This window comes from Sphingomonas sp. (assembly GCF_031361285.1).
Taxonomy (GTDB): Bacteria; Pseudomonadota; Alphaproteobacteria; order Sphingomonadales; family Sphingomonadaceae; genus Sphingomicrobium.
On sequence record NZ_JANMCO010000103.1, the window covers coordinates 1 to 25214 of the forward strand.

A 25214-nucleotide genomic window follows, 5' to 3' on the forward strand; every position below is an offset into this window, starting at 1 on the left:
GACGCGGCGCTCGAGCGGCGTTTCCAGCCGGTGTTCATCGGCGAACCGACGGTCCCCGACACCATCTCGATCCTGCGCGGCCTCAAGGAGAAATATGAGCTCCACCACGGCGTGCGGATTACCGATGCCGCGATCGTCGCCGCGGCGATGCTGTCCAACCGCTACATCGCCGATCGCTTCCTGCCCGACAAAGCGATCGACCTGATGGACGAAGCCGCCAGCCGCATCCGCATGGAGGTCGAATCCAAGCCCGAGGAAATTGAAAATCTCGACCGGCGGATCATGCAACTGAAGATCGAGCGTGAGGCGCTGAAGAAAGAGAGCGACAAGCCGAGCCAGGAGCGGCTGGCCAAGCTCGAGGCGGAGCTCGCCAATCTTGAGCAGCAGTCGGCCGAGATCACCCAGCGCTGGCAGGCCGAAAAGGACAAGATCGGCGCCGCGGCCAAGCTCAAGGAACAGCTTGACCAGGCGCGGCTCGAATTGGAGCAGGCGCAGCGCGGCGGCGATCTCGCGCGCGCCGGTGAGCTCCAGTACGGGCGCATCCCCGAACTCGAAAAACAGCTCGCCGAGGCCGAGGCGGCGACCCACGGCGCGATGCTGCGCGAAGAAGTGACCGACCAGGATATCGCCGCAGTCGTCAGCCGCTGGACCGGGATTCCGGTCGAGCGGATGATGGAGGGCGAACGCGAAAAATTGCTGCAGATGGAAACGACCATCGGCGCCCGGGTGATCGGCCAGGAAGAAGCGGTGAAAGCCGTTTCGTCGGCTGTCCGGCGCGCGCGGGCCGGCCTGCAGGACCCCAACCGACCACTCGGATCATTCCTGTTCCTTGGCCCGACCGGTGTCGGCAAGACCGAGCTGACCAAAGCGCTGGCCGAATTCCTGTTCGACGATTCTTCGGCAATGGTCCGCATCGACATGTCGGAATATATGGAAAAGCACGCGGTCGCGCGGCTGATCGGGGCGCCCCCCGGCTATGTCGGTTATGAAGAAGGCGGGGCGCTGACCGAGGCCGTCCGCCGCCGCCCCTATCAAGTGGTGTTGTTCGACGAGGTCGAGAAAGCCCACGGCGACGTATTCAACGTCCTATTGCAAGTGCTCGATGACGGCCGCTTGACTGACGGCCAGGGGCGCACGGTCGATTTCACCAACACCATCATCATACTGACGTCGAACCTTGGCAGCCAGTATATGGCGTCGCTGGGCGAGGACGAGGATGTAGCCAAGGTCGAAAGCCAGGTGATGGACGTCGTGCGCGGCCATTTCCGGCCGGAATTCCTCAATCGCCTCGACGAGATCATCCTGTTCCACCGGCTGTCCGCCGGGCACATGGGCCCGATTGTCGATATTCAGGTGGCACGGCTGCAGCAGCTGCTCGACGACCGCAAGGTGACGCTGGAGTTGACCGCCGGCGCTCGCGCCTGGTTGGGCCGGGTCGGCTACGATCCAGTGTATGGCGCGCGGCCGTTGAAACGCGCGGTGCAAAAGCACCTTCAGGACCCGCTCGCCGACAAGATCCTCGCCGGGGAAATCCCCGACGGCGCGACCGTCCGCGTCGACGAAGGCGACGGTCAACTCAAGCTGACCCTGGTCGCGAAGCAAGCGTGAAACAGGAGCATTGGCAGGCACTGCTTCAGGAGGCATCGCGGCTGCGCGCCGCCGGCCGCGTCATCGAGGCGATTGCCGCCTACAAGATGTTGCTCGCGGCCAAGCCTGACCTGCCCGACAGCTGGTACAATCTGGGCTGGCTGCAACGCCAGGCCCGCGCGTTCGAGGACGCGCTCGCCGCCTACCAGCAAGCGCTCGATCACCATGTCGCCAAGCCCGAAGAGGTCCACCTCAATCGGGCGGCGATCTACTCGGATTATCTGCATCGCCCTCTCGACGCGCAGCGCGAGTTACGGACCGCGCTAGATCGCAACCCGCGTTACGTCCAGGCTTTGCTCAATCTCGGCAATGTGTGTGAAGATCTCGGCGAACGGGATCCGGCCCGCGACGCGTACATCCGCGTATTGGACATCGAGCCCGGCAACACGCTCGCGCTTGCTCGGCTGGCGACCGCATCGCTGTCCCCCGAGCTTGATCACGAACTCGAAGCGCGGTTGCGCAGCGCGATCGAGCAGCCCGGCGCGACCGCGTCGCAGCAGGCCGGCCTCGGCTTCGCGCGGGCGGCGATTCTCGACGCGGCCGGGCAATATGACGATGCATTCGCCACCGCTGTCGCAGCCAACGCGGCAAGTCGCGCCGCCGCTGGATCGAAAGCGCATTACAATCGCGCCGCGCAGGAAGGTTTGATCGACCGGTTGATCGAAACCTTCGACCGCCCGAAACTCGCCGACGGAGCCGCCCCTGCCCCCATCTTCATCTGCGGACTGTATCGCTCCGGATCGACCCTCGTCGAACAAATCCTGGCTGGCCACGGCCGCGTCACCGCCGGCGGCGAGCTCGACCTTTTGCCAACGCTGGTCGCCGGCATCGCGGACTATCCCCGGTCGGTCGCGACGGCCGATGCGAACACCATCGCGCAATGGCGAGATTTCTACCTCGGCGGCCTGCCTGCCCAACCGGGACCGGAGCAAATCGTCACGGACAAGCGTCCGGATAACTTCCTGCACATCGGCCTCATCAAGACCATTTTTCCCAACGCCAGGATCGTCCACACATGCCGCAACCCGGCCGACAATTTGCTGTCGATGTATTTCCTCCACCTCGATCCCGGAATGTCCTACGCGCTCGACCTCGAGGATGCGGCGCACTGGTACAGCCAATACCGCCGGCTAATGGCGCATTGGAAATCGCTTTATGGCGACGACATTCTCGATGTCGATTACGATGCCTTGGTCGATAATCCCGACGTGGTTGTCCGCGAGCTGCTCGAATTTTGTGGCCTCGATTGGGACGCAGGCTGCCTCGAATTCAATCGCCCGGGGCGGGCGGTGCGGACCGCCAGCGTGTGGCAAGTGCGTGAACCTTTGTACAAGCGCTCGTCGGGCCGCTGGCGGAACTACGCCAGCCATCTGGGGCCGCTGCAGGCCGCGCTGACGGCACTCTAAAGTGGACGAGCGCAAAGGTTGGCGCCTATTCCGACCTCTCGGGAAACGAAGGACCGCGTGAAAACGATGAACCAGGATTGGCAGGCACTGAGTGCCGGGGCAGTCCAGTGCCTTCGCCAGGGGCGCGCCGCCGAGGCCGCGGAACTCTTCCAGCAGATGACCCAGCTTCGGCCCGACGATGCCAATAGCTGGTTCAACCTTGGCTATTCGCGGCGCATGGCGCGGCAATATGAAACGGCGCTTGAGGCATATGGCGAAGCTCTGAACCGCGGCGTGGCCAGCCCGGAAGAGGTGCATCTCAACCGCGCGGTGATCCTTTCGGAATATCTCCACAGGGCGAGCGACGCGGCGGCGGAGCTTCGCCTGGCCGTGGCGGCCAATCCCAACGCCGTGTCGGCGTGGCTCAACCTGGGCAATTTATACGAGGATCTCGGCGACAGCGGCGCGGCTCGCGATGCTTATCAAAAAGCCTTGCAGGCCGCGCCGGATAACGGTCGGGCCGTGGCGCGGCTGGCCGCGATCGATGTCCACCAAGGGGAACCGGAGCGGGCCGTTACTTTGCTCAGGACCGCGCTTGGGAAGGGTTCGTACCGGGCAGAAGATGCCGCCGAAATCCATTTCGCGCTGGGCAACGCGCTTGATGCGGCAGGGATGTTTCCGCTGGCATTTCAGGCGATTATCGACGCCAACCGAATCGGCGCCAGCGTTCGGCCGGCAAATATGTGCTACGATCCGCTTGCCCAGGAGCGACTGGTTGACGCGCTCATCGCATTGCCGCCGCCGCAATCCGACGATGCCCTTCCGGCCGAGCGCAGTCCGATTTTCATTTGCGGCATGTTCCGCTCGGGCTCGACCCTGGTTGAGCAGCTGCTTGGCCGGCATCCGGCCATTACAGCGGGCGGCGAACTCGAGTTCATTCCAGCGATAGTTGCCGAGGATCTGCATCCCTACCCTCAAGCACTGGGCCAGGCTTCGTCAGAGCGATTGCACGTACTGCGCGATAAATATCTGCAGCAATTGCATCGCCTCTATCCAGACGCGAAGCGGGCTACGGACAAACGGCCGGACAATTTCCTGCACATCGGGCTCATCAAGGCGCTGTTCCCCAATGCGCGTATCGTCCTCACGGTCCGCCATCCGCTCGACAATTTCCTGTCGGTCCTTTTCCTCTATTTTGCCGACACGATTCGCTACAGCGAGCGGCTCGACGATATCGTCCATTATTACGGCCAATACCGCCGGCTGATGCGCCATTGGCAGCAGTTGTACGGCGGCGATATCCACACCGTGGATTATGATCGACTGGTCGCCGAGCCGCGGCCGGTTCTAGAGGGCCTGTTGGCGTTTCTCGGGCTTGCCTGGGACGATTCATGTCTCGACCCCGACGCAGGGTCGGCGATCGTTCGGACAGCGAGCAATTGGCAGGCCCGCAAGGCCCTGCACACGGGCTCGTCAGGACGGTGGCGCAATTATGCGATCGAACTTGCAGCAGCGCGTCAGAAGCTAATCGCGATGGGCCTGCTCGAGGTCTAGCCCAGTCAATCCTGCTGCAAGCTGTAAAAACGGATCAGCAGGTCCTGCTCCGCGGTCGTCAAGTGCGGGTTCCAGACATCGAAAATCAGCACGATCCGGCGCTCCGAGGTCGGGTTTTCGGCCTCATGCTCGATGGTATCGTCGAATGCCAGCGCCTCGCCTTCGACCCATTCGCGGCGCTCTCCGCCAACGCGGAGCCAGCACCCCTTGGGGACGACCAACGGCAGATGGATGATGGCGCGTGTGTTGGTCACCCCGATGTGCGGGGGAATGTGCGCCCCGGGCTTGAGGATCGAAAAGAATGCGGAAGGCGCTTTCCCCGGGATGCGGTTCTGAGGCGCGAGCTTGAGCGCCGCGGCGGTGGCAGGACAGCGATCGAGCACCGCCGGGTTCGGCTCGCCATATTCCCACAGGAAACAGGCGCCCCAATCGAGCGACTGATCGAGCGCCGTCCATTTGTTCTCGGGCATCCCCTTGTCCATGCGGATATAAGGCCGCAGCGCCTCGCCGGGTGACTCCAGCAGCGCCAGGGCTTCGTCGCGAATGGCGTCGGTGTGGCGCTCGACATCGGCGAGCCAGGGCATCAGGCGCTTGTCGAAGAACTCGTCGGCGGGAAGGAACGGATATTGAATGCCCTGGCATTCATTGCGGTAGATGGCGCGCCGGCCAAGCAAATGGTCCATGCACGCGTTAAACCGGCGCAGGTCCGGATCAGCCGCGCGATCCGCGCCGAACTCGCGGTCGAGATTCGCGGCCAAGTCAACCACCTGCGCGGCGAGATAGGCTTGGCCGCGACGAATCGCCTCGTCCATCATCGGCGGTCGATCGACGATTGATGCGGCCACCTGGACGACCGCGTTCCAGCCCAGCACCGCTTCGCGGGTGCGGCCGCAACGTTCCTCAAGCTCGGCCTTGCGCAGCAGCGCCATAAAGTGGAACCGGTCCAGTTCGAGCGCCCGGTCGAGCGCCCGACGTTCTGCGTCGGCGTCGGCCTGCGCGCGGCCAGCGGTGGCGAGATTCATCCACAACGTGGCCTCACGTGGCTCAGCTTCCGTTGCCCTGGCGAAGAATTGGGCCGCTGCCGCCGGTTGCTGATCGGCCAGGGCGCGCATGCCGCGGGCATTGAGGGCAATCGGGTTGTCGGGGCCCAATGACAGCGCTTGATCAAGCTGGCGCAGCTCTTCTTGTAGTTCGCCGCGTTGCCGTGCGCTGGCGGCCGCCATTAGCTTGCTCTGTATTTCCAATGCCGCTTCCGCCATCCTGCGGGATAATCACAAGGGGTGGGGACGCGCAAGCGCGGCAGCCGTAATCGGTGCAAGGAGTTTATTTTGGCCATTGATACGAACCACAGGCTTGGACCGCAGTGGCTTGCGCATCGTTATGACGAGAGCAGCGACCAAATACGGTTTGTCGAATATGACCGGGCAACGCGGGCTTCGGTTCCGTTCCTGACCGACCAATATCTTCCCGCCAAGCCGTTCGCGGCGGCATCGCGCGCGAGCCTCGGGCAGGTCGCGCCCGCCACCGCACCGATTCACTTCGTTTTTCACTCAGGTTTTTGTTGTTCGACCTTGTTTTCCAGCTGCTTTGACCAACCCGGGCTGGCGACGACGTTCAGCGAGCCGATGATTCTGAACGACGTCATCGGATGGCGGAAGCGGGGCGCGGCGCCAGCTCCAGTGGGGCAATTGCTCAATGACAGTCTTGCTTTGCTGTCGCGGCCATTTGACGGCGACAAAGCGGCGATCGTCAAACCGTCGACGGTGGTCAATGGCCTGGCCATGGCCATGCTGCGGTTGCGACCGGCATCGGCGGCTATTCTGATGCATGCGCCGCTGCGCGATTTCCTGACCTCGATCGCCAAGAAAGGTATCGACGGCCGACTTTGGGCGCGCGAGTTGTTCCTGTCGATGCGGACCGAATCACGGATGCAGCGACTCGGTTTCAGCGACGAGCAGTTTTTCGGGCAAACCGACTTGCAAATCGCGGCCAGCGCCTGGCTTGGGCAACAAGCCCTTTTTGCCGAGTTGGCCGCGGCAGTCCCCAACCGTGTCCGGACGATCGATAGCAAGCGTTTCCTGGATGAGCCAACCGAGTCGCTCCGCGCGGCGGCAAAGCTGTTTGGTCTCGAATTCAGCGGCAGTCAGCTCGAGTTTGCTCAGACGGGCCCGATGCAACGCAACTCCAAGGACGGCGGGACCTACGACCGAGCGGCCCGAGAAGCGGACTATGCGGCAGCCAGCGCAAGCTATGGGGACGAGATTATCAAGGTGGAAGCGTGGGCGAAGATTGTCGCCCAGACCGCGAGCATCCCGCTCGAGCTGCCGGCATCGCTGATCTAAAAAAAAGGGCGGACCCGAAGGCCCGCCCTTAATTGGCTAGCTTAGACCGAAGTCTAGAACTTGACCCGTACCGCAGCACCGTAACGGCGGCCCAACGCGTCGTAAGTCGACGGGAAGGTGTTGCCGCTACCAGCGGTGGTCGTGCCGGCCTGGTTGCCGACAATCGGCGGCTGCTTGTCGAAGAGATTGAAGGCCGACAAGGTCAGGTCGAAATGATCCGTGATCGAGAACCGGGCCGTCATATCGAAATAGTCAAACGCCGGAATGTGGTTGGGATTAAACGGCGCGCCAGCGAACGAGCCACCGCGGATCACGCCGGTGCAGCCTTTGGTCGGATCGCACAATGTCTTGCCGGCAACATCGGCGAACTCATAGTTGAAGCTGCCGAGGTGACGCCACAACAGCGACACATCGACTGGCTTGAAGGACAGCGTGGTCCGCTGGTTCCAGCTCCATTTCGGCTGGAGCTGACCCAATGCGATACCGCAGTTGGCACTGTACAAGCCCGGGCAGTTCGGCGCCGTCGTTATGCTGTCGGAAGCAAAGAACTTCGCCGTCCGTGTGTAGTTGCCGTTAAAGTTCAAGATGAGGTCGGCGAACCCGAGGCTACGGCGATAATTGGCCGTGAGATCGAAGCCATCGGTTTCCAACCTACCCGAGTTGCTCAGCGGCACCGGAAGTCCCTGAACGTTCGCGGTCGAACCGCTGAGGCCGCCGCTCTTCAGGTTGCGACGGATCGACGTACAGGCCGGGTTTGTCGCCGAAGCCGCGGTGATGTTGGCGAAGCAGGCATTAATCACGTCGGCCGGCAGTGGAGCGTTAATCGCTTGCTTGATCTTGATATTGTAATAATCGAGCGTGGCGTTGAAGCCCGGAAGGATCGACCGCGGGTAGAGCACCACGCCGACCGTCCAGCTGCGCGAAGTTTCCGGTTTCAAGAGCGGATTGCCGCCGCCGGTGGCATTGGCCTGACCCGCCGTCGGCTGCGGGATGGTACCGATCGACCCCGGCGATGCGCCCTGCGCCAGGCAGACTGCGACAAAATTCGGATCCAAGAGGTTTGGGTTGAGCGGATTGGTCCCCGTGACCTGACCCGCCGTCTGCGCGCCCGAACACGGATCGGCAGAGAGCGCGGTCAAGCCGGTGACCACGGGAGCGAACAGCTCGGAGATGTTCGGCGCGCGCACCGCCTGTTGCCAGTTGCCGCGGAACTTGACGGCATCGATCGGGGCCCAGGTTCCGCCAATCTTGTAGGTATCGGCGCTGAACGTCGGCTGGCCCGGAGCATTCACAACATAATGCGACCGGCGGTAGCCGCCTTCGATCTGGAGTTCCTGGAAGAACGGACGGTCGGCCGCGATCGGAAGGATCAACTCGGCAAACGCGTCCTCGGCAGTATAGCCGCCCTCGACCGGCAAGATCGCGCCGCCGGCGCCGCCGAGCTGTCCCGCCTGCTGGGCCAGGAAGTCCGGACGGGTGAAAGCGGTGTAGTCGCGGTGCTCCGCGCCGAGAGCGAATGCGACGGGTGTCGTCGCCCAAGGCAGTGTCCAGCCAAAGTCGCCGGACACGACGGCATGAACCTGGGCAAGCGTCGCTCCGCGGTTGATGGTGCTTTCCGTGCCGCCGATGAATCGTGCCATCGCGGGCGTGATGCTGCCCGGAGGTCCGAACAGGTCCAAAGGCACGCAGCCGGCGGGCACTGGTGCGCCCGGGAATAAGACATTGGTGCAGGTGGTTGTGTTATCCGCGTTCAATGCCTGTTGCAGAGTTGTGCGCAGAACGTAATTCTGGCGGCGCTGCTGGATCGCGGATTCACCGTAGGCCCCATAGATGTCGAAATTGATCCTGTTCGTAATGTTCCACTGCGCGCCCGCCTTGAAATCGAACATGGTGGTGTTTTGCTGGTCGATGCGGGGGCCAACCTCGGTCGTACGGCGATACACATAACCGAGCGGAATAGCCGGGTTGGTGTTGCAAGCCGCGCCCAGCGCAATGCCGTTGATGGTGCACAACTGGTCGCGAACCGTCGGCGAGAGGAACGGATTGTTGCCCGGAACGAACAGCCCTTCACCAAACACACCCGACGGAGCGACGATACTGCTCGTGTAATTCTTGGAGAAGATCGCACGGGCATAGACCGAGACCTTGTCCGAGACGTCGTAATGCGCCGCGCCATATGAATTGTAGCGCTTGAACAAGGTTTGATAGAGATTGTACGGGTTGAAGTTGAAGACCGAATATTGCGGAACAAGCAGTCCATTAGCTCCAACCGGAGTCTGAATGTTGCCCGGCGGCAACCCGGCCAGGGCGTTCTGCTCTGCAGTGAACTGGAACGCCGTTGGACTTGAGGTCGCGGAGTCGCCACCGCAGAAACCGCTGAATGAGTTGACCACGCACGCGCCGATCCGCCTGTCGCCGAAGTAAAGCGGATCGGATTCGATATAGCTGACGGAGAGGACGGCGTTGCCGCGGCCATCGTCAAAGTTGGCGCCGAGGGTCAGATCAGAACGAAAGACGTTCGCGTCACCCCGCTCGGTGATGTTCTCGCTGAGCTGGAGATCGACGCCGGCGAAATCCTTTTTGGTGATGAAGTTGACCACGCCGGTCACGGCGTCCGCGCCGTAGGTCGTCGAGGCGCCGCCCGTCAGCACGTCGACCCGGTCGATCAGCGCGATCGGGATATTGTTCAAGTCGAACACGCCGCCCGTGTTGGCCGGAACGAGGCGGGTCGAATCGAGCATGACCAGGTTACGCTTCGAGCCGAAGCCGCGAAGATCGACTTGCGCCGTACCGTTTGAGCCGTTGTTGACGTTTTGGCCGAGGCTCGGCGTGACGCCGGGAATGGTGCGAAGAATTTGTTCGGCCGAAGTCGGCTGACGAAGCTGGATTTCTTCCTGTCCGATGACCGCGACCGGCGATGACGACGTCAAGTTCGGGTTGCGAATGAGTGTACCCGTGACGACGATTTCGCCGCCTTCGTCTTGAGCTGCGGGAACGGCTTCGGCCGGCTGGGCGCCCGGTCCGGTGTTGGCAGTCGTCCCCTCATCCGTCGTTGCGGGCGGAGGCGGCGCATCTTGCGCATAAGCCGGAACTGCAATGGCGAAACCGGCGATGACCGTCGTCGCGAGCAGCGACCCCTTGAGATAGCTCTTGGACATTCTATTCCCCTCTTCGAATACACGTGGCGCATGGCCATGACTTTGCGGCCGGACCCCGGCTCTTGTCACAGGCTACCTATTGTGAAGCGCGGCCTCAAAGCAATCGAACGTTGGCCAGCGAACACAAATCATGGCTGCCTGTGGCATTTGGAGCACAGGTTGCTTTCCGGCCAAACTTGGTCAGGAATTGCGCGGGGTCAGCCCCAAGGGAGAATGGAAATGCGCGTTGCCACTCGGATGATTTCAATCGCCGCAATCGCCGCGCTGGGTGCCGTATCTGCTGCCGCGAAAGCCCCGCCCCCGCAATCGCCGTTGGTCACGGCCCTCGATCAATGCCGAACGATTTCCGATCCTACCCAGCGCCTTGCCTGCTTCGACAAGACATCAGCAACGCTGGTTGCCGCCGCCCGCAGTGGCCAGGTCAGCGTCGTCGATCGAGGCGAACTGCGCCAGGCGCGCCGCTCGCTATTTGGATTTTCGATGCCCAAGCTACCCTTCTTCGCCGGCGATGAGAGTGCCAATGATGTAGCCGACGAGATCGAAACCACCATCAAAGCGGCAGGCTCGATCGGCTATGGCAAATTCCGAATCATTCTGACCGAGGGCAATGCGGTGTGGGAGACGACAGAGACTTCGATCAGCTTAAGGGATCCCAAGTCCGGCCAGAAGATCTCGATCAAACGTGGTCCGATGGGTAGCTACTTCGTTCGCATCAACGGACAGCGTGGGGTTAAGGGCCGCCGAGTCGGCTAGGTCAGCCGGCTTTCTGCTCCGCGCGCAGGCTGGCGGCCGCATCGACATAGGGTTCCTGCCGCGCGACGCTCCAGTAGCGCAGCTCGTGCAAAGGGATAGCGACGCCGGTCACCGCGCAAATCACGTGATCGCCGTCCGAGATCATCCGGAAGGTACTGGGCAGATACTGCAGCCGGGCAACTTTCCCGGCGCCCCTCATTAGCATTTGATCACTCCTTGGGCTCGTCGAACAGGCCCGGCTGAGGTGGGAGATAGGGACGCGCTGGTTGGCGCTCAACCCGCTTCGGTGTGGCCGGGGGAGCGCTCTCCCCGGCGATGGCTTCGACCTGGCCGTCAGCGAAGTGCAGGGTCAGGAGCCGCTCGGCGACGGCGTCGGCGGCCCGCGACAGAGTTTTCCCGGCACGGCTGGTGACCCGCGCGAAGCCGCGTTTGAGGGGCCGCTCGGGATGAGCGAGGTCGGCCAGCCGCCACAGCGACGCCAGTTGTTCACCGGCGCGGAGGATGCGATCCTTGACCAATTCGACCCGGAGGCGCGGCGCGACGGCGTTCAAATCGGCGCGCGCATGGCTCGCGCGCGCGGCGAGCGCGCGAGGCAGCCTCTCACCAAGCTCGTCGGTGCGTTGGATGGCAGGCAGGAACAAAGCCTCGGGCTGCGGCCAGCGGCAGGCGGTCGCCTCAAGACGTTCGCGGGCGCGGTCGGCGCGGGCGCCGAGGCATTGCGCGCCGCGGCGGCCAAGGTCGGCGAGTTCAGCGAACAATTCGGCACGGACCGGCACCGCAAGCTCGGCCGCCGCCGTCGGCGTTGGTGCGCGCAAATCGGACGCATGATCGATGAGTGTCGTGTCGGTCTCATGCCCGACCGCCGAAATCAACGGGATCGGCGATTCGGCCGCGGCACGGACGACTTCCTCCTCGTTGAACGCCCACAAATCCTCGATCGAGCCGCCACCCCGGGCAACGATCAAAAGGTCCGGGCGCGGAGTGACATCCGCGAAGCCGCGAATCGCCGCCGCAATCTTGCCCGACGCGCCTTCGCCCTGGACCGGCACTGGCCAGATCAGGACATGCGTCGGGCAGCGATCCTCAAGCCGGTGAAGGATATCGCGAATGACGGCGCCGGTCGGGGACGTAACGACGCCGATGACTTGCGGCAGAAACGGCAGGGGCCGCTTGCGCGCCGCGTCGAACAGCCCCTCGCCGGCCAGCGCGCGTCGGCGGCGCTCGAGCAGCGCCATCAAGGCGCCTTCGCCGGCCAGCTCCATGCGGCTGATGACCAGCTGATATTTGGAGCGGCCGGGATAAGTGGTGAGCTTGCCGGTGGCGATGACTTCGGCGCCATCCTCGGGCTTGAACGCCAGTGCGCCAATCGAGCCGCGCCAGATGACCGCGTCGATATTCGCCGAATCGTCCTTCAAGGTGAAATAGCAATGGCCCGACGCATGGTGCTTGAAGCCCGAAATCTCGCCGCGCACCCGGACCTTGTCGAACGCCGTCTCGATCATCCGCTTGAGGTCGCCGGACAGTTCACTGACGGTCAGCGGCGGCGAATTGTCGCCGGGACGCTCCTCGGCTAACAGGCCGGCAGTCTTGTCGTCGGGAAGATCCATGAACATCCTGCTGTTGGGTTCCGGTGGCCGCGAAGATGCGCTCGCCTGGCGCCTGAGGCAATCGCCAAGCTGTGAAGCATTGCTCGCCGCGCCCGGCACTCCCGGGATCGCACGATGGGCTGAATGTGTCGCCGCCGACCCGCTGGACGCCGATGCCGTGATTGCGCTGGCGCGGGGCCGGGCGATCGACCTGGTCGTGATCGGGCCCGAGGCGCCGCTGGTCGCGGGCGTCGGCGATGCGCTGCGCGACGCCGGCTTTGCTGTGTTCGGACCCAACGCCGCCGCCGCCCAGCTCGAAGGCTCGAAGGGCTTCACCAAGGATCTGTGCCGCACGCACGGCATCCCGACCGCCGACTACGAACGGGTCGAGACTGTGGCCGAGGCGTGGGCCGCGCTCGGACGGTTCGGCGCGCCAGTGGTGATCAAGGCCGATGGCCTCGCCGCCGGCAAGGGCGTCACGGTGGCGATGACGGTCGCCGAGGCCGAGGCGGCAATCACCGCTGCCGGCGACGGGCCGATGGTGATCGAGGAATTCCTCGAGGGCGAAGAGGCGAGCCTGTTCGCATTGGTCGACGGCGAGACGGCGGTGGCGCTCGCCTCGGCGCAGGACCACAAGCGCGTCGGCGAGGGCGACGCCGGGCCCAACACCGGCGGGATGGGCGCCTATTGCCCGGCGCCGGTGCTGACCGCCGATCTGGAAGCGCGGGCGATGGACGAAATCGTCCGCCCGACGGCCTTGGCGATGGCGGCGGCCGGCACACCATTTTCGGGCGTCCTTTATGCCGGACTGATGCTGACTACCGACGGACCCAAGCTGATCGAATATAATGTTCGCTTCGGCGACCCGGAGTGCGAAGCGATCATGCCGCTGATCGACGGCGATTTCGCCCAGCTTTTGTACGCGGTAGCGGCCGGTCAGCTGGCGAGCATCGCGCCGCCTCGCCTTGCCAACAAGCATTCGGTGACGGTCATCGTCGCTGCGCGCGGCTACCCCGGGACTCCGGTCAGCGGCGGCGCCATCCGTGCAATCGAAGCGGCCGAGCAGATACAAGGTGTGACCATATTCCATGCCGGGACCGCGACCGGCGACCACGGGCTGATCGCCACGGGCGGGCGGGTGCTGGCCGTCACTGCCGTCGCCGAGACATTCGCCAATGCCCGCGCCCGCGCCTACCGCGGCGTCGACGCGATCGACTTCGCCGACGGCTTTCATCGCCGCGACATTGGCTGGCGCGAGTTGGAGCGGGTGTCGTGAACCCACTCTGGGAGTATTTCTGGCCGATCTTCGTGGCCGGAATCGTGATTGGCGCTGTCGCGGGGCAGCTGGCGTTCCGGCAATTGCGGATTGCTAGTCGCGATCGGTCGGCAGGAGGGGCAATACAGAGTCAAGAATGGCAGCGCACCCGCAAAATCTATTTTGGCGGCGGGGCTGTGGCCGCGCTGGCGGCGGCCATGCTGTGGAGCGGGCCGTTGGGCGGGAGTGAACGGCTGACGTCGCGGGTCGAGAGTTCTGCGCGGGCGACGCTCGACCATCTCGAAATGACCCAGGTCGACGCTCGGCTGCAGCGCGATCCGTTGCGGCGGCGCTTGGTCCTGTCTGGCCCGGCGGATGAATTCCAGCGGGGCCAGCTGGTCCAGATCCTGGACGACATTCACGGCGTTGCCGACGTCCGCTGGGCCACCCCACCCCAAGCCTCCAGCGGAGCCAAATGATGCCGCTGTTCGTCGAGGCGTTCGCGGTTGCGTTGGTCAGCTTTAGCGCCGGCCTCGGGCTGGTTTATCTGGTGGAGCTTCGGCGCCGATCGAACGCCGAGTGGAGATGGTAATGGTACAACTGCTGCAAAATAATCTTCCAGCGATCGTGGTCGCGGTGCTGGTCGTCCTGTTGCTCGGTTTTTTGATTTTTCGGCCTCGCCAGCGCGTTCGCTTGACCGACAACGCGCCGCTGCGCCCGCATATGACCAGCAGCCGCGATCGGCGGAGCGAAACCAAGGATCTGGCGTCGGAAGCGGCCGCGGCGGCAAGCGATGTCGCCGGAGAGCTGATCGGCGCGCCGGTGCACCGGGAGCTGTCGGGCGGGCTCGACACAGCCGACGATTTCCTGCGGCTCAAAGGCGTCGGGCCCAAGCTTGCGGAATTGCTGCACGCCCGCGGCTTTTACCGCTTCGAGCAGCTGGCGCATTTGACGGCGGAAGAGATTGACCTGCTTGACCAGCAGTTGGGTCCCTTTGCCGGGCGGATCAAACGCGACCGGATCGTCGAACAATCGGCCTATCTCGCGCGCGACGATCGCGACGGCTTCGAAGAGCATTTCGGTAAGTTGTAGCCGCGCCTAGACGGCGATTTCCGCCTTGGCCGCGCGCGGCTTTGTTTTGGCCCGGGTGGCGATCAATTTGTCGATCTTGCGGCCGTCCATATCGACGATCTCAAACGACCAGCCGTCATGCTTGAACCGCTCGCCGGTCACCGGCAGATGCTTGAGTACCGACAGAGCAAAGCCGGCGACGGTCGAATAGTCACGCTCGGCCGGCAAGCGCATGCCCAGTCGATCGCTGAGAAGGTCGGCGCTGCCCGCGCCCGACAACAGCCAACTGCCATCATCCCGCTCGACGATGGGTGGGTCTTCGCCGTCGCTAACATCGTGCGCGAAGGCCCCGGCCAGCGCCGCGAGCAGGCTACCCGGGGTGACGATCCCGTCGAAATGACCGTATTCGTCATGGACCAGGGCCAGCGGCACTTCCGCGTGACGCAGCACCGCTAGCGCGTCCATTGCGTCCATCAAATCGGGGATCACCGGCGCCGCCCGGCACATAGTCGTCAAATCGAGCGGCTCGCAATCAAGCGCCTGGGTCAGCAAATCGCGGGTCTGGATGACGCCAACAATATTATCGACCGAGCCATCGGCGACCGGAATGCGGCTGTGCGGGATTTCCTTGAGCGCGGTGCGGATTTCTTCGGCGGTGGCGTGAATATCGATCCAGTCGACGTCGGTGCGCGGCGTCATCACCTCGCGCACTGGCCGGTCGGCCAGCCGCACGATCCCCGAAATCATTTCGCGCTCGCCTTCATCGAGCACGCCGGCGTTTTGCGCTTCGGCGACCACGAGGTGCAATTCCTCGGCCGTGACCGCGTTGCGCGATTCCCGGTCAAGCCGCAACGCCTTGAAAATCATCGCGCTGGTTCGGTCGAGCAGCCAGACAAACGGCGCCGTGACTTTCGACAGCCAATAGAGCGGGCGCGAGACGATCGCCGCGATGCTCTCGGGTGAGCGTAGCGCGAACTGCTTGGGGACAATTTCGCCGATGACCAACGAAGCGAAGGTCGTGACCACAATCACCAGGCCAAAGCCCAGGGTCGCGGCGGTCTCCGCGTCGATGCCGAGAAGCGCGATCCGCTGGCCAACCGGCTGGCCGAGGCGGGCGCCGGAAAATGCGCCGGCGAGAATCCCGATGAGCGTGATCCCGGTCTGGACGGTGGACAGGAAGCGACCCGGCTCGGCGGCCAGTGTCAGGGCGCATTTCGCGCCGGCACTGCCCGACTTGACCATCGCTTTCAGGCGCGCCTCGCGCGATGAAACGATCGCCAGCTCGCTCATCGACAGGACGCCGTTGAGGGTGATCAGCGCCAGGATCAACACCAGGTCGAGCCAGGGGAATGGAAGTAAGTGGTCGCTCATAAGCGGAACGGCGATTTAGCCTTGTCCTAGGGTCGGCCACAAGCGGCCCGCTATATTCAATGGTCGATTCACCGGCGGAACCACCTATGATGAATGCCGGTTGCACATCTATTCCAGACATTGAACGGGGAGTCACTCTATGCGTCGTTTCCGCACCCTTGCCGCGTTGGCGCTGGCCGGGCCATTGTTGGCGACGGCAGGATGCGGCAACGTTTTTGCGCCCGCTCCCTACGGGCCGCCGCAAGCTGCGCTGATGCCTGCCGTGCCCGCTTATTTGCTCGGCGACGTAATCGGCGGCTATGCGATGCGCCTGAAAAAAGCCCGCGCCGCAGGTCTCAAGCCGGTCGCGCCAACCGCGATTGCGGATTATGTCAGCCAGCAGGAACAGGACCTGCGCCGCGAATCCGCCGGCACCGGGGTCGATGTCATCCGCTCGGGTGACCGACTGTTTGTGCGACTGCCTTCGAGCAGTACCTTCAATGTCGGGCGCTCGGATATCAGCCAGCAGGCCTTTTCGACTCTGGGCGAAATCGGCCTGACCCTGAAAAAATATGATCGGTCGCTGGTCGATGTGCTCGGCCATACCGATTCGACGGGAACCGAGGCCGGCAACAAAGCCCTTTCAGAAAAGCGTGCGCAGGCCGTCGCGGCGATGCTGCGATCCCGCGGCGTCAGCGCCGCGCGCATCGCCACCCGGGGATTTGGCGCCAGCCAGTCGATTGGGGACAATGGCACCGAGGCGGGCCGGTCACTGAACCGCCGGGTCGAAATCAAGGTGGTGCCGCTGCGCTAACGCCGCATGGCGAAGAAGTCGCGCAGCAGCGCCGCGGCCTCCGCCTCGCCGATCCCGCCGAGCACGTCCGGCCGGTGATGGCAGGTCGGTTGCGTGAAGATACGCGGCCCATGGACTACGCCGCCACCCTTGGGATCTTCGGCGGCAAACCGCAGCGCTGAAATCCTGGCGATGCCGATCGCCGCCGCGCACATCGCGCACGGTTCCAGCGTTACCCATAAGGTACAGTAGTCGAGGCGCGCGGTTTCAAGCTTCTCGGCCGCCCTGCGGATCGCGACCATCTCGGCGTGCGCAGTGGGATCGTGCGACCCGCGCATGGCGTTGCGGGCTTCGGCCACGACCTCGTCACCGCATGTCACCACCGCGCCAACCGGCACTTCGCCCGCCGCAGCCGCTTCGGCGGCAAGAACCAGCGCGCGGCGCATCGGCGGAGGGAGCGGAAAACTCATGGCGAGCGGCTAGCGCAGGCCGGTCGCCCCGTGAAGCCGCATGCCAATGCTACATGCCGTTAACGGGCGCCGCCTGGTTCTGCGCCGCCGGGGCGTTATCGCTGGCGGGATTGACCCGCAGCGCCGGAACCTTGACCTTGGCGTCGCGCGTACCGACCGAAACCGATCCGGTCTCGATGTCGAAGGCGGGCGTTTGGCCGCCCTTGGCAGTGACGCCATTGCTGGTCGCGCTGACATCCGGGGCCTTGGCGCCACGCACTTGCCGGATATCAATAAGACCGGTGGCCACCAAAGCGATAATGGCGACCACGGCCAGGATGAGGACGAGTAAAATCGCTCGCATGCGCTGTGTTCCTGACTGTGCTTGGGATTGTAACAACGCAGAACTAACGAGGTGTTTCCCCCCGTGCCAAGTTGACGCACCATGCGCAAGCGGGTAACGGGCCGCTCGTTCCGGGCGCCTTTATGTGCTCGGTCAAATCAGTCCAAATCTGGCAAATCAGGCCAAATCTGGCAAATCAGGATTGAAACATCATGTCGCGGGTATGCGAGCTGACCGGCAAGGGCCGGCAGGTGGGCAACAATGTTTCCCACGCCAACAACAAGACCAAGCGGACCTTTCTGCCCAATTTGCAGAATGTGACGCTGCTTTCCGATTCTCTTGGACAAGGCGTCAAGCTCCGGGTCTCGACCCACGGCCTGCGTTCAGTCGAGCATGTCGGCGGCCTCGATAATTGGCTGACCAAAACCAGCGCGGGCAAATTGTCCGCAAAGGCCCGCAAGTTGAAGCGCGAAATCGCCAAGAAGGCGAAAGAGGGCGCCGCAGCCTAACGGTTTGCCGCTCGCCTGACTGCGGGCATGTCCAGCGCAATCAGCAACGTCCGTAGCGGCGGCTGTACATTATCATCGGTCATTAGCCACAGCCGGCACGTGCCATTCGGCAAGCGTTCGAGAGCCAGCGCTTCCACATTGTCGAGCGGGCCAAGCGGTAACGCCGTGCGGCGACCAAATTGGTAGCCAGACGCCGTTTTTTCCAGCTGCACCAGCACATTGCGGAACCCCAACGGGGTCAGTCGGCGTTCGATGGCGAGATATTGGCCGGGGCCAACCGCTGCGACATCGGAGATTCGGCCGCGGGCATCGGCAATGGGCACCAAGCGAGCTTGGGTTCCAGTGACCCGCAACAGGCTGTTGCCACTTTCGGGCAGCAGCAACAGGCTCGCGCCTTCCGCCGCCAGCCCTTCGACCCCGCGATTTGACCCCCAACCATGGTCGCCAAGCTGAATACGCTTGAGCGCATGACCCAAACCTGCGTCGTAGAGCCATAATTCGTCGCGGTTCTCGAACGCCACCCACCAGCCGCGACCATCCGGATCGCGCAGTAGCGCCTCGGAATCGCGGTTGCGTTTGAAGTCCGGGCTACCCGGTCCGTCCGGCAACTCGCCAATCCACGCCGGGCCCTGTGGTTGGCCGGGCGCGCTGAACCGAACCAGGACGCCAGAGTCAGTGAGCGCAAGCATCCGACCGCGATCGATCGCCAGCGCTGAAATGCCACCGAAGCGCGGATCGTCGCTGGTCAACTGCCATGCCCCAGCCAACTTGAACGGCGCCAGGCTGGCCGAGTCGAACGCAATGGGGCGAAATTCGATACGCGCGGTTCGCCAGCCAAGTTCGTGGTGATTGGGAAAGAGGAGGAACCAGCGATGCGCCTGGAGAACCACAGTGACCAGGATCAGGCTGGCGATGAACGCCCGCATCCTGAACTGTCGCTGCACTCCCCGTTCAGCGTCCATATGGCTCCATTCGAACATAAGCGTCTCAAGGCGCGGGGTTTCCCCCTTTCCCCGTCCTGGTTCCCTCGCGTCGCGTATCGAGGGGGGCCCGGTGCGAGCAATCGTGCCGGGCCCATTTTTTTGCCGGTTCAGCCCATATCGAACAAGTCCGCCAATTGTTCGATCATCGCCCCGCCCAACTGGTCGGCGTCCATGATCGTCACCGCCTTGTTGTAATAGCGGGTGACGTCATGGCCGATGCCAATGGCGATCAGCTCGACCGGTGAGCGGCGCTCGATCCAGTCGATCACTTGTCGCAAATGATGCTCGAGATAGGTCCCGCCATTGGCCGAGGCAGTCGAATCGTCGACCGGTGCGCCGTCCGAAATGACCATCAGGATGCGGCGCTCCTCGGGCCGCGCAATCAGCCGGTGATGCGCCCACAGCAAGGCTTCACCGTCGATATTCTCCTTGAGCAGCCCCTCGCGCATCATCAACCCGAGATTGCGGCGGGCGTGGCGGTAGGGCTCGTCGGCGCGCTTGTAGATGATGTGCCGAAGATCGTTGAGCCGGCCTGGATGCCCCGGTCGGCCGTCGGCCAGCCACGCCTCGCGACTCTGCCCGCCTTTCCACGCCCGGGTGGTGAAGCCGAGGACTTCGGTGGCGACGCCGCAGCGCTCCAGGGTCCGCGTCAATATGTCAGCGCAAATCGCGGCGATGGCGATCGGCCGGCCGCGCATGGACCCCGAATTGTCGATCAGGACGCTGACGATCGTGTCGCGAAACTCGGTGTCGCGCTCAACCTTGTAGCTTAAGGAAAATGCGGGATTGACGATCACCCGGGCCAGCCGGGCGGCGTCGAGCATCCCTTCTTCCTGGTCGAACTCCCAGCTGCGCGCCTGCTGCGCCATCAATCGTCGTTGCAAGCGGTTGGCGAGCCGGGTGACGACGCTTTGCGAGCTGGCCATTTGCTGATCGAGATAGGCGCGCAGCCGCCCCAATTCCTCGACGTCGCACAAATCATCAGCCTCGACGGTTTCGTCAAAGCGGGTGGTGAAGGCTTTGTAGTCGGTTGGCGGCGCCAGATCCCAATTGCGGCGGCCGGCGGCGGCCTGGGCGGTTTCACTGACCTCATCGTCGGCGGAAGATTGCTCGTCGCCAAGATCCATTTCGTCCGAGCCTTGTTCCTCGTCCAGCCCGTCCTCGGATTCCTCCCCGCGCCGCTCAACATCGCCGCCGGCGGGGGCGCCCTCGTCGCCTTCGTCGGCGCCCTCGTCGGAACCGGCGTCATCGCCCTGGTCGTCGTCCCCGCCGGCTTCCAGATCCTGGTCCGACGGGTCCTCAGCGGCGGCCAGGTCGAGATCCTCGAGCAGCCGCCGCGCCAACTTGGCGAACGCCGCCTGATCGTCGAGCGTTAGTGCCAGCGCATCGAGCTCGGCGGCGCCTTTCTCCTCGATCCACGGGGCGAGCAATTTCAGACCGGCGCGCGCGGCCTTGGGCGGCACGGCTCCGGTCAGCCGTTCGCGGGCAATCAAGCCGACCGCGGTCGCCAGCGGCACTTCCTCGGCGGTGCGCGCGCGGGTGATCGCATCGCCGCGCACCCGGGCTTCGGTCAGCTCGGCCAGGTTCGCCCGCACGCCGCCCATCGCCCGGGCCCCGAGCGCCTCGACCCGGGCGGTCTCAAGGGCATCGAACACCGCCCGCGCTTCCAGGTCCATCGGCACATGCGATGCGTGGAGCTTGGCGTCGTGATGGCGGAGCCTGAGCGCCAAAGCATCGGCCGCACCGCGCGCCTCGGCCACCAGCCGCGGTTCGAACGCCGGCCCGGGCAGCACCACGCGGGCCGTTTTTCCGGAGGGCGGCGCGACCTCGGACGCGAACACGACTTCGACTTCGGGATCCTTGGCGATCGCCCGCGCCGCGCCGGCCAGCGCGCGCCGAAACTGGTCGAGGAGAGCCGGCTGGCTCACAGCTGCGTCACGCCTTGCCGACCACGCTTTCGGGCAGGTCGGTGCCGAACACCCGCTGGTAATATTCGGCGATCAGCGGCCGCTCGGCTTCGTCGCATTTGTTGAGGAACGAGACGCGAAAGGCGAAGCCGAGGTCACCGAAGATGAGCGCATTCTGGGCCCAGGTGATCACCGTGCGCGGGCTCATAACGGTCGAGATGTCGCCGTTCATGAAGCCCTGGCGCGACAGCTCGGCGACCTTGATCATCTTGTCGACCTCGGCCTTGCCGTCGGGATTGTCATATTCGCCCGATTTGGCGAGCACGATCTGCGCCTCGACCGCGGCCGGCAAATAATTCAACGTCGTGACAATATTCCAGCGGTCCATCTGGCCTTGGTTGATCGCCTGCGTGCCGTGATAAAGCCCGGTCGTATCGCCCAGTCCGATGGTGTTGGTGGTCGAAAACAGCCGGAACCAGGGGTTGGGGCGGATCACTCGATTCTGGTCGAGCAGGGTCAGCTTGCCCTCGACCTCGAGCACCCGCTGGATGACGAACATGACGTCCGGGCGGCCGGCGTCATATTCGTCGAACACCAACGCGACCGGGTGCTGCAGCGCCCACGGCAGCAGGCCTTCGCGAAATTCGGTGACCTGCTGGCCGTCCTTCAAGACGATCGCGTCGCGGCCGACGAGATCGATGCGGCTGATGTGCGCGTCCAAATTGATGCGGACGGTCGGCCAGTTCAACCGCGCCGCGACCTGCTCGATGTGGGTCGACTTGCCGGTGCCGTGATAGCCCTGGATCATCACCCGGCGGTTGCGGGCGAAGCCGGCGCAGATCGCCAGCGTCGTGTCGGGATCGAATACATAGGCCGGGTCGAGGTCGGGGACGCGCTCGTCGGCCTCGCTGAACGCCGGCACTTCCATGTCCGAATCGATGCCAAACAGGTCGCGGACCTTGGCGATCTTGTCGGGCGACATCATCACCGTGTCGCTGCGGCTTTCGGGATTCACGTTGGGGAGATCGGTCATGGTGGGGGGCCTTAGGCCAAGGGCGCATTCGCCTCAATAAGCGGCGCCAATTTGTCGGGTCACGCCACTTTAGGCGGCAGCGGAAAGAGCGTCGTAAAACGCTTCGCAAGCGCGATGTCGCCCTCGACGCCGATCGAGTCAAGTGGCGTCCCGCCATAGACCACGGCGGCCAGCGCGGTCGGCGCGGCCGTAAACACCACGTCACATTGGTCGGTTAGGCCACGCGCTACCGTGATCGTACCCCCATGCAATCTGGCGACATAGCCGCTCTCGCCGAAGCGGAAGCCGATGTTCGCATCGATGTCGCGCGCCTTGTCGCGGTCGATCATGGTGCGGAACGACAGCAGGATCGAGACCCCGCTGATAGGCAAAGTCGGATCGTGGCGCGTCGACCGCGCCGCCCAGCGGCCGAGCGCCTGGACGATCAGCTCTGCCTCGAGACCCCAAGCGGTCGCTTCATAGACTTGCACCGACGCCGGCGGCGGCAGGCGCAGCTTGCGCGCCAGGCCTCGCGCCTCGAGTTCATCGAGTCGCTGGGAGAGCACGTTGGCGCTAATTCCCGGAAGATCGGCCCTCAGTCCAGAGAAGCGGCGCGGCCCAAGCATCAATTCCCGCAGCACCAGCAATGCCCAGCGTTCGCCGATCAATTCGAGCGCATGGGCGGTTCCGCAAGCGTCGTCATAGCCGCGTTTTGGCTCGGTTTGCCGCTCTTCGGTTACTTTATCTAACTGCACAGTTGCAATTTAGGAGTGCTCCGGGCAAAACGCAAGCCGAATCGAGTCGCCCAAGGAGGAATTCATGCCCATCGATCCCAACGCTGAGATTGAAATCACCGCTTTCGCCTGGGTGCCACCATTCGCCGAGGGCTTGGTCCGCGATTTGCGCCCGCGCTGGGCGCTAGAGGAAATCGGGTTGCCCTATCGAGTCCAGCTGCTCGAAGGCGAACGATCGCCCGAATATTACCTCGAGCAACCATTCGGCCAGGTGCCTTGCTATCGCGAAGGTCCGCTGAAAATCTTCGAAACCGGGGCGATCATCCAGCACATCGGCGAGAAAAGCGAGAAGCTGCTGCCGCGCGATGCGATCGCCAGGATCCGGGCCATCCAATGGACCTACGCCGCCTTGAACAGCGTCGAGCCGGCGATTCAGAATCTGACCGCCATCGACCTGTTCTACAAGGGCGAGGAATGGGCTGCCCTGCGCCGTCCGGGCGCCGAGGAGTTTGCCCGGCTCAAACTCAAGCGCATTGCCGATTGGCTTGGCGACAAGGAATGGCTCGAAGATCATTTCACCATCGGCGACCTGATGATGGCATCCGTCCTGCGGATCGCCCGGCACACCGATTTGGTGGCTGAACAGGCCAATCTCAAAGCCTATCTTGCCCGGGCCGAGGCGCGCCCAGCGTTCCAGCGCGCGCTCGCCGACCAGATCGCCGTGTTCAAGGCACACCAACCCGAAGGAGCAGAAGCATGACTTATTTCGAGGGGTTCATCGTCCCCGTGCCGAAAGCCAATAAGGACGCTTATCGCAAGCATGCAGCCGAATTTGCACCGATGATCCAGGAATTCGGCGTGGCCCGTATGGTCGAGGCCTGGGGCGATGACGTCGCCGGCGGCAAGGTCACCGACTTCAAGAAGGCGGTCAACGCGACGGACGATGAGGACGTCGTCTTCTCCTGGTTCGAATATCCCGACAAAGCGACTCGCGATGCCGCCAACGAGAAAATGATGAGCGACCCGCGGATGGAGGACATGGGCGCGAACATGCCGTTCGACGGCAAGCGCATGATCATGGGCGGCTTCGAGGCGATCGTCGAGGAAGGCGCTCCCGGTGGCAGCTACACCGACGGGTTCGTGGTGCCGGTCCCCGAAGGCAAAAGCGAGGCCTATCGCCAGCTCGCGACCAAGATGGCGGGCGTCTTCCGCCAGCACGGCGCGTCGCGCGTGATCGAAGCGATCGCCGACGATGTGAATCACGGCGAAGTCACCGATTTCTACCGGGCCGTGAAGGCCGAGGATGGTGAGACCGTGGTCTTCTCCTTCATCGAGTGGCCCGACAAGGCGACCCGCGACGATGCGTGGAAGGCGATCATGGCCGACGAGAGCCTGAAACCCGAAGGTGATATGCCGTTTTCCGGTCAGCGGATGTTCTGGGGCGGCTTCGCGCCGATCCTCGACACCGCCAAGCGCGAGTCCGCGCACGCCTGACCGGCCACAACGTCAATCCAGGAAAGGAAATTTATATGTCCGACACGACTTTTGCCCAGCCGCATTCGGCTTCGACCGAGGCTTCGAACACCGGCGCCCAAGGCGCATTCATTTGGTATGAGCTGATCACCCCCGACGCGGTTGCCGCCAAGACCTTTTATGACGCGGTCGTCGGCTGGACGATCGAGCCGCAACCGTCGGGTGAGATGGATTACCGGATGATCACCCGCGCCGATGGCGGCAATGCCGGCGGCGTCATGCGCCTGACCGATGAGATGCGCGGGCACGGCGCCAGGCCAATTTGGCTCGGTTATGTCGGCGTCGACGACGTTGATGCATCGGTGGCTTCGATCGAAACCGCCGGCGGCAAGGCGTTGATGCCGGCCTTCGACATTCCCGATGTCGGCCGCATCGTTATGGTCACCGATCCGCAAGGCACGCCATTCTATGTCATGACGCCGACGCCGCCGGCAGATCGGCCCGCCTCGGTCAGTGATGTGTTCGATCCGGTCAAGGCCCAGCACGTCCGCTGGAACGAGCTGGCGACCGCCGACCAGGACGCTGCCGTCCAATTCTACACCTCGCACTTCGGCTGGGCGCAGGAAGGCGGCATGGATATGGGGGAAATGGGTCAATATTTGTTCGTCCAGCAAAACGGCGTCGGCATCGGCGCGATCATGCGCAAGCCGCCGCAGCTGCCGGTGTCGCTGTGGACATATTATTTCGGCGTCGATGACATCGACCGCGCGCAAGCGGCCGTGACGGCGGGCGGCGGTCAAATACTGCACGGCCCGATGGAGATCCCCGGCGGCGAATTTTCGCTCAATGGCCTTGACCCTCAAGGCGCCAGTTTCGGGCTCGTTGGCCCGCGCAAATCTTAGGAGGAATC

Annotated in this window: 24 protein-coding genes; 13 read left to right on the plus strand and 11 right to left on the minus strand. The window is 63.8% G+C overall.

Features of this window, described 5'->3' with window-relative positions:
- The 3 genes from RMO25_RS09480 to RMO25_RS09490 form a co-directional block, all read left to right on the plus strand.
- Window positions 1–1608: AAA family ATPase (locus RMO25_RS09480; protein WP_309662360.1), on the plus strand; the 1608-nt coding region annotated here is incomplete at its 5' end.
- On the plus strand, window positions 1605–3053 hold the full coding sequence (locus tag RMO25_RS09485; RefSeq protein WP_309662361.1) for a sulfotransferase: 1449 nt from the start codon (window positions 1605–1607) through the stop codon (window positions 3051–3053). The genes RMO25_RS09480 and RMO25_RS09485, both read left to right, overlap by 4 nt.
- 66 nt (window positions 3054–3119) lie before the next feature.
- Window positions 3120–4586: a sulfotransferase gene (locus RMO25_RS09490; RefSeq protein WP_309662406.1), complete on the plus strand. Its 1467-nt coding sequence runs from the start codon at window positions 3120–3122 to the stop codon at window positions 4584–4586.
- Window positions 4587–4591: 5 nt separating this feature from the next.
- Here RMO25_RS09490 and RMO25_RS09495 read toward each other — a convergent pair whose 3' ends face one another.
- The gene (locus RMO25_RS09495) at window positions 4592–5809 is read right to left on the minus strand and encodes an aspartyl/asparaginyl beta-hydroxylase domain-containing protein (RefSeq protein ID WP_309662362.1); all 1218 of its coding nucleotides are present in this window, start codon (window positions 5807–5809) and stop codon (window positions 4592–4594) included.
- 105 nt (window positions 5810–5914) lie between these two features.
- Here RMO25_RS09495 and RMO25_RS09500 point away from each other — a divergent pair, with 105 nt between their 5' ends.
- Entirely contained in the window at window positions 5915–6928 is a 1014-nt protein-coding gene (locus tag RMO25_RS09500; protein ID WP_309662363.1) for a hypothetical protein, read from the plus strand.
- A gap of 53 nt (window positions 6929–6981) precedes the next feature.
- Here the strand turns inward: RMO25_RS09500 and RMO25_RS09505 are convergent, their stop codons facing one another.
- Window positions 6982–10086 carry a TonB-dependent receptor domain-containing protein gene (locus tag RMO25_RS09505; protein ID WP_309662364.1) on the minus strand — a complete coding sequence of 1035 codons (3105 nt, stop codon included), beginning with the start codon at window positions 10084–10086 and terminating at the stop codon, window positions 6982–6984.
- A gap of 219 nt (window positions 10087–10305) precedes the next feature.
- Between RMO25_RS09505 and RMO25_RS09510 the strand changes: the two genes are divergently transcribed.
- Window positions 10306–10839 carry a hypothetical protein gene (locus tag RMO25_RS09510; protein WP_309662365.1) on the plus strand — a complete coding sequence of 178 codons (534 nt, stop codon included), beginning with the start codon at window positions 10306–10308 and terminating at the stop codon, window positions 10837–10839.
- A 1-nt stretch (window position 10840) separates the two neighbouring features.
- Here RMO25_RS09510 and RMO25_RS09515 read toward each other — a convergent pair whose 3' ends face one another.
- Window positions 10841–11044 carry a DUF2093 domain-containing protein gene (locus tag RMO25_RS09515; RefSeq protein ID WP_309662366.1) on the minus strand — a complete coding sequence of 68 codons (204 nt, stop codon included), beginning with the start codon at window positions 11042–11044 and terminating at the stop codon, window positions 10841–10843.
- A gap of 4 nt (window positions 11045–11048) precedes the next feature.
- Window positions 11049–12446 (minus strand): exodeoxyribonuclease VII large subunit, encoded by a 1398-nt coding sequence (gene xseA / locus RMO25_RS09520; RefSeq protein WP_309662367.1) that lies wholly within the window; start codon window positions 12444–12446, stop codon window positions 11049–11051.
- On the opposite strand from xseA, the gene purD reads away from it, so the two are divergent.
- From purD to RMO25_RS09535, 3 genes are all read left to right on the plus strand, one after another.
- Complete coding sequence (gene purD / locus RMO25_RS09525; RefSeq protein ID WP_309662368.1) at window positions 12445–13701, plus strand: phosphoribosylamine--glycine ligase; 1257 nt, start codon at window positions 12445–12447, stop codon at window positions 13699–13701. The genes xseA and purD overlap by 2 nt on opposite strands.
- Window positions 13698–14159, plus strand: a complete 462-nt coding sequence (locus tag RMO25_RS09530) for a hypothetical protein (RefSeq protein ID WP_309662369.1) — start codon at window positions 13698–13700, stop codon at window positions 14157–14159. The genes purD and RMO25_RS09530 overlap by 4 nt, the downstream gene beginning before the upstream one ends.
- Window positions 14160–14271: 112 nt before the next feature.
- Complete coding sequence (locus RMO25_RS09535) at window positions 14272–14772, plus strand: hypothetical protein (protein WP_309662370.1); 501 nt, start codon at window positions 14272–14274, stop codon at window positions 14770–14772.
- Window positions 14773–14778: 6 nt separating this feature from the next.
- Here RMO25_RS09535 and RMO25_RS09540 read toward each other — a convergent pair whose 3' ends face one another.
- Window positions 14779–16122 carry a hemolysin family protein gene (locus RMO25_RS09540; protein WP_309662371.1) on the minus strand — a complete coding sequence of 448 codons (1344 nt, stop codon included), beginning with the start codon at window positions 16120–16122 and terminating at the stop codon, window positions 14779–14781.
- 139 nt (window positions 16123–16261) lie between these two features.
- Here RMO25_RS09540 and RMO25_RS09545 point away from each other — a divergent pair, with 139 nt between their 5' ends.
- Window positions 16262–16915 carry an OmpA family protein gene (locus RMO25_RS09545; RefSeq protein ID WP_309662372.1) on the plus strand — a complete coding sequence of 218 codons (654 nt, stop codon included), beginning with the start codon at window positions 16262–16264 and terminating at the stop codon, window positions 16913–16915.
- Here the strand turns inward: RMO25_RS09545 and RMO25_RS09550 are convergent.
- Both RMO25_RS09550 and RMO25_RS09555 read right to left on the minus strand, forming a co-directional pair.
- Window positions 16912–17364: a nucleoside deaminase gene (locus tag RMO25_RS09550; protein WP_309662373.1), complete on the minus strand. Its 453-nt coding sequence runs from the start codon at window positions 17362–17364 to the stop codon at window positions 16912–16914. The genes RMO25_RS09545 and RMO25_RS09550 overlap by 4 nt on opposite strands.
- Window positions 17365–17413: 49 nt before the next feature.
- Window positions 17414–17707 (minus strand): hypothetical protein, encoded by a 294-nt coding sequence (locus RMO25_RS09555; RefSeq protein WP_309662374.1) that lies wholly within the window; start codon window positions 17705–17707, stop codon window positions 17414–17416.
- Between the two features lie 191 nt (window positions 17708–17898).
- Here RMO25_RS09555 and rpmB point away from each other — a divergent pair, with 191 nt between their 5' ends.
- Window positions 17899–18195 carry a 50S ribosomal protein L28 gene (gene rpmB / locus RMO25_RS09560; RefSeq protein WP_309662375.1) on the plus strand — a complete coding sequence of 99 codons (297 nt, stop codon included), beginning with the start codon at window positions 17899–17901 and terminating at the stop codon, window positions 18193–18195.
- On the opposite strand, the gene RMO25_RS09565 is transcribed toward rpmB, so the two are convergent.
- From RMO25_RS09565 to RMO25_RS09580, 4 genes are all read right to left on the minus strand, one after another.
- Window positions 18192–19157, minus strand: coding sequence for an esterase-like activity of phytase family protein (locus RMO25_RS09565; RefSeq protein ID WP_309662376.1), 966 nt, complete (start codon window positions 19155–19157; stop codon window positions 18192–18194). The genes rpmB and RMO25_RS09565 overlap by 4 nt on opposite strands.
- A 128-nt stretch (window positions 19158–19285) precedes the next feature.
- Entirely contained in the window at window positions 19286–21106 is a 1821-nt protein-coding gene (cobT, locus tag RMO25_RS09570) for a cobaltochelatase subunit CobT (RefSeq protein WP_309662377.1), read from the minus strand.
- A 7-nt stretch (window positions 21107–21113) separates the two neighbouring features.
- The gene (gene cobS / locus RMO25_RS09575; RefSeq protein WP_309662378.1) at window positions 21114–22118 is read right to left on the minus strand and encodes a cobaltochelatase subunit CobS; all 1005 of its coding nucleotides are present in this window, start codon (window positions 22116–22118) and stop codon (window positions 21114–21116) included.
- Window positions 22119–22177: 59 nt separating this feature from the next.
- Window positions 22178–22852 carry a helix-turn-helix domain-containing protein gene (locus RMO25_RS09580; protein ID WP_309662379.1) on the minus strand — a complete coding sequence of 225 codons (675 nt, stop codon included), beginning with the start codon at window positions 22850–22852 and terminating at the stop codon, window positions 22178–22180.
- 64 nt (window positions 22853–22916) lie between these two features.
- Here RMO25_RS09580 and RMO25_RS09585 point away from each other — a divergent pair, with 64 nt between their 5' ends.
- The 3 genes from RMO25_RS09585 to RMO25_RS09595 are packed head-to-tail and all read left to right on the plus strand — an operon-like array spanning window position 22917 to window position 25206.
- Window positions 22917–23591: a glutathione S-transferase family protein gene (locus RMO25_RS09585; RefSeq protein WP_309662380.1), complete on the plus strand. Its 675-nt coding sequence runs from the start codon at window positions 22917–22919 to the stop codon at window positions 23589–23591.
- Entirely contained in the window at window positions 23588–24325 is a 738-nt protein-coding gene (locus RMO25_RS09590; protein WP_309662381.1) for a DUF1428 domain-containing protein, read from the plus strand. Before RMO25_RS09585 ends, RMO25_RS09590 begins: the two co-directional genes overlap by 4 nt.
- A 35-nt stretch (window positions 24326–24360) precedes the next feature.
- On the plus strand, window positions 24361–25206 hold the full coding sequence (locus RMO25_RS09595; protein ID WP_309662382.1) for a VOC family protein: 846 nt from the start codon (window positions 24361–24363) through the stop codon (window positions 25204–25206).
- Window positions 25207–25214: the final 8 nt, after the last annotated feature.

Excerpts from the sequence above, each read along its gene's own strand:
- RMO25_RS09550 (WP_309662373.1), bottom strand. The coding sequence starts at position 17,364 with ATGAGTTTTCCGCTCCCTCCGCCGATGCGCCGCGCGCTGGTTCTTGCC.
- rpmB (WP_309662375.1), top strand. The coding sequence starts at position 17,899 with ATGTCGCGGGTATGCGAGCTGACCGGCAAGGGCCGGCAGGTGGGCAAC.
- RMO25_RS09510 (WP_309662365.1), top strand. The coding sequence starts at position 10,306 with ATGCGCGTTGCCACTCGGATGATTTCAATCGCCGCAATCGCCGCGCTG.
- RMO25_RS09540 (WP_309662371.1), bottom strand. The coding sequence starts at position 16,122 with ATGAGCGACCACTTACTTCCATTCCCCTGGCTCGACCTGGTGTTGATC.
- RMO25_RS09545 (WP_309662372.1), top strand. The coding sequence starts at position 16,262 with ATGCGTCGTTTCCGCACCCTTGCCGCGTTGGCGCTGGCCGGGCCATTG.
- RMO25_RS09595 (WP_309662382.1), top strand. The coding sequence starts at position 24,361 with ATGTCCGACACGACTTTTGCCCAGCCGCATTCGGCTTCGACCGAGGCT.
- RMO25_RS09505 (WP_309662364.1), bottom strand. The coding sequence starts at position 10,086 with ATGTCCAAGAGCTATCTCAAGGGGTCGCTGCTCGCGACGACGGTCATC.
- RMO25_RS09495 (WP_309662362.1), bottom strand. The coding sequence starts at position 5,809 with ATGGCGGCCGCCAGCGCACGGCAACGCGGCGAACTACAAGAAGAGCTG.
- RMO25_RS09515 (WP_309662366.1), bottom strand. The coding sequence starts at position 11,044 with ATGCTAATGAGGGGCGCCGGGAAAGTTGCCCGGCTGCAGTATCTGCCC.
- RMO25_RS09590 (WP_309662381.1), top strand. The coding sequence starts at position 23,588 with ATGACTTATTTCGAGGGGTTCATCGTCCCCGTGCCGAAAGCCAATAAG.
- xseA (WP_309662367.1), bottom strand. The coding sequence starts at position 12,446 with ATGGATCTTCCCGACGACAAGACTGCCGGCCTGTTAGCCGAGGAGCGT.
- RMO25_RS09535 (WP_309662370.1), top strand. The coding sequence starts at position 14,272 with ATGGTACAACTGCTGCAAAATAATCTTCCAGCGATCGTGGTCGCGGTG.
- RMO25_RS09565 (WP_309662376.1), bottom strand. The coding sequence starts at position 19,157 with ATGGACGCTGAACGGGGAGTGCAGCGACAGTTCAGGATGCGGGCGTTC.
- RMO25_RS09490 (WP_309662406.1), top strand. The coding sequence starts at position 3,120 with ATGAACCAGGATTGGCAGGCACTGAGTGCCGGGGCAGTCCAGTGCCTT.
- RMO25_RS09585 (WP_309662380.1), top strand. The coding sequence starts at position 22,917 with ATGCCCATCGATCCCAACGCTGAGATTGAAATCACCGCTTTCGCCTGG.
- cobS (WP_309662378.1), bottom strand. The coding sequence starts at position 22,118 with ATGACCGATCTCCCCAACGTGAATCCCGAAAGCCGCAGCGACACGGTG.
- purD (WP_309662368.1), top strand. The coding sequence starts at position 12,445 with ATGAACATCCTGCTGTTGGGTTCCGGTGGCCGCGAAGATGCGCTCGCC.
- RMO25_RS09555 (WP_309662374.1), bottom strand. The coding sequence starts at position 17,707 with ATGCGAGCGATTTTACTCGTCCTCATCCTGGCCGTGGTCGCCATTATC.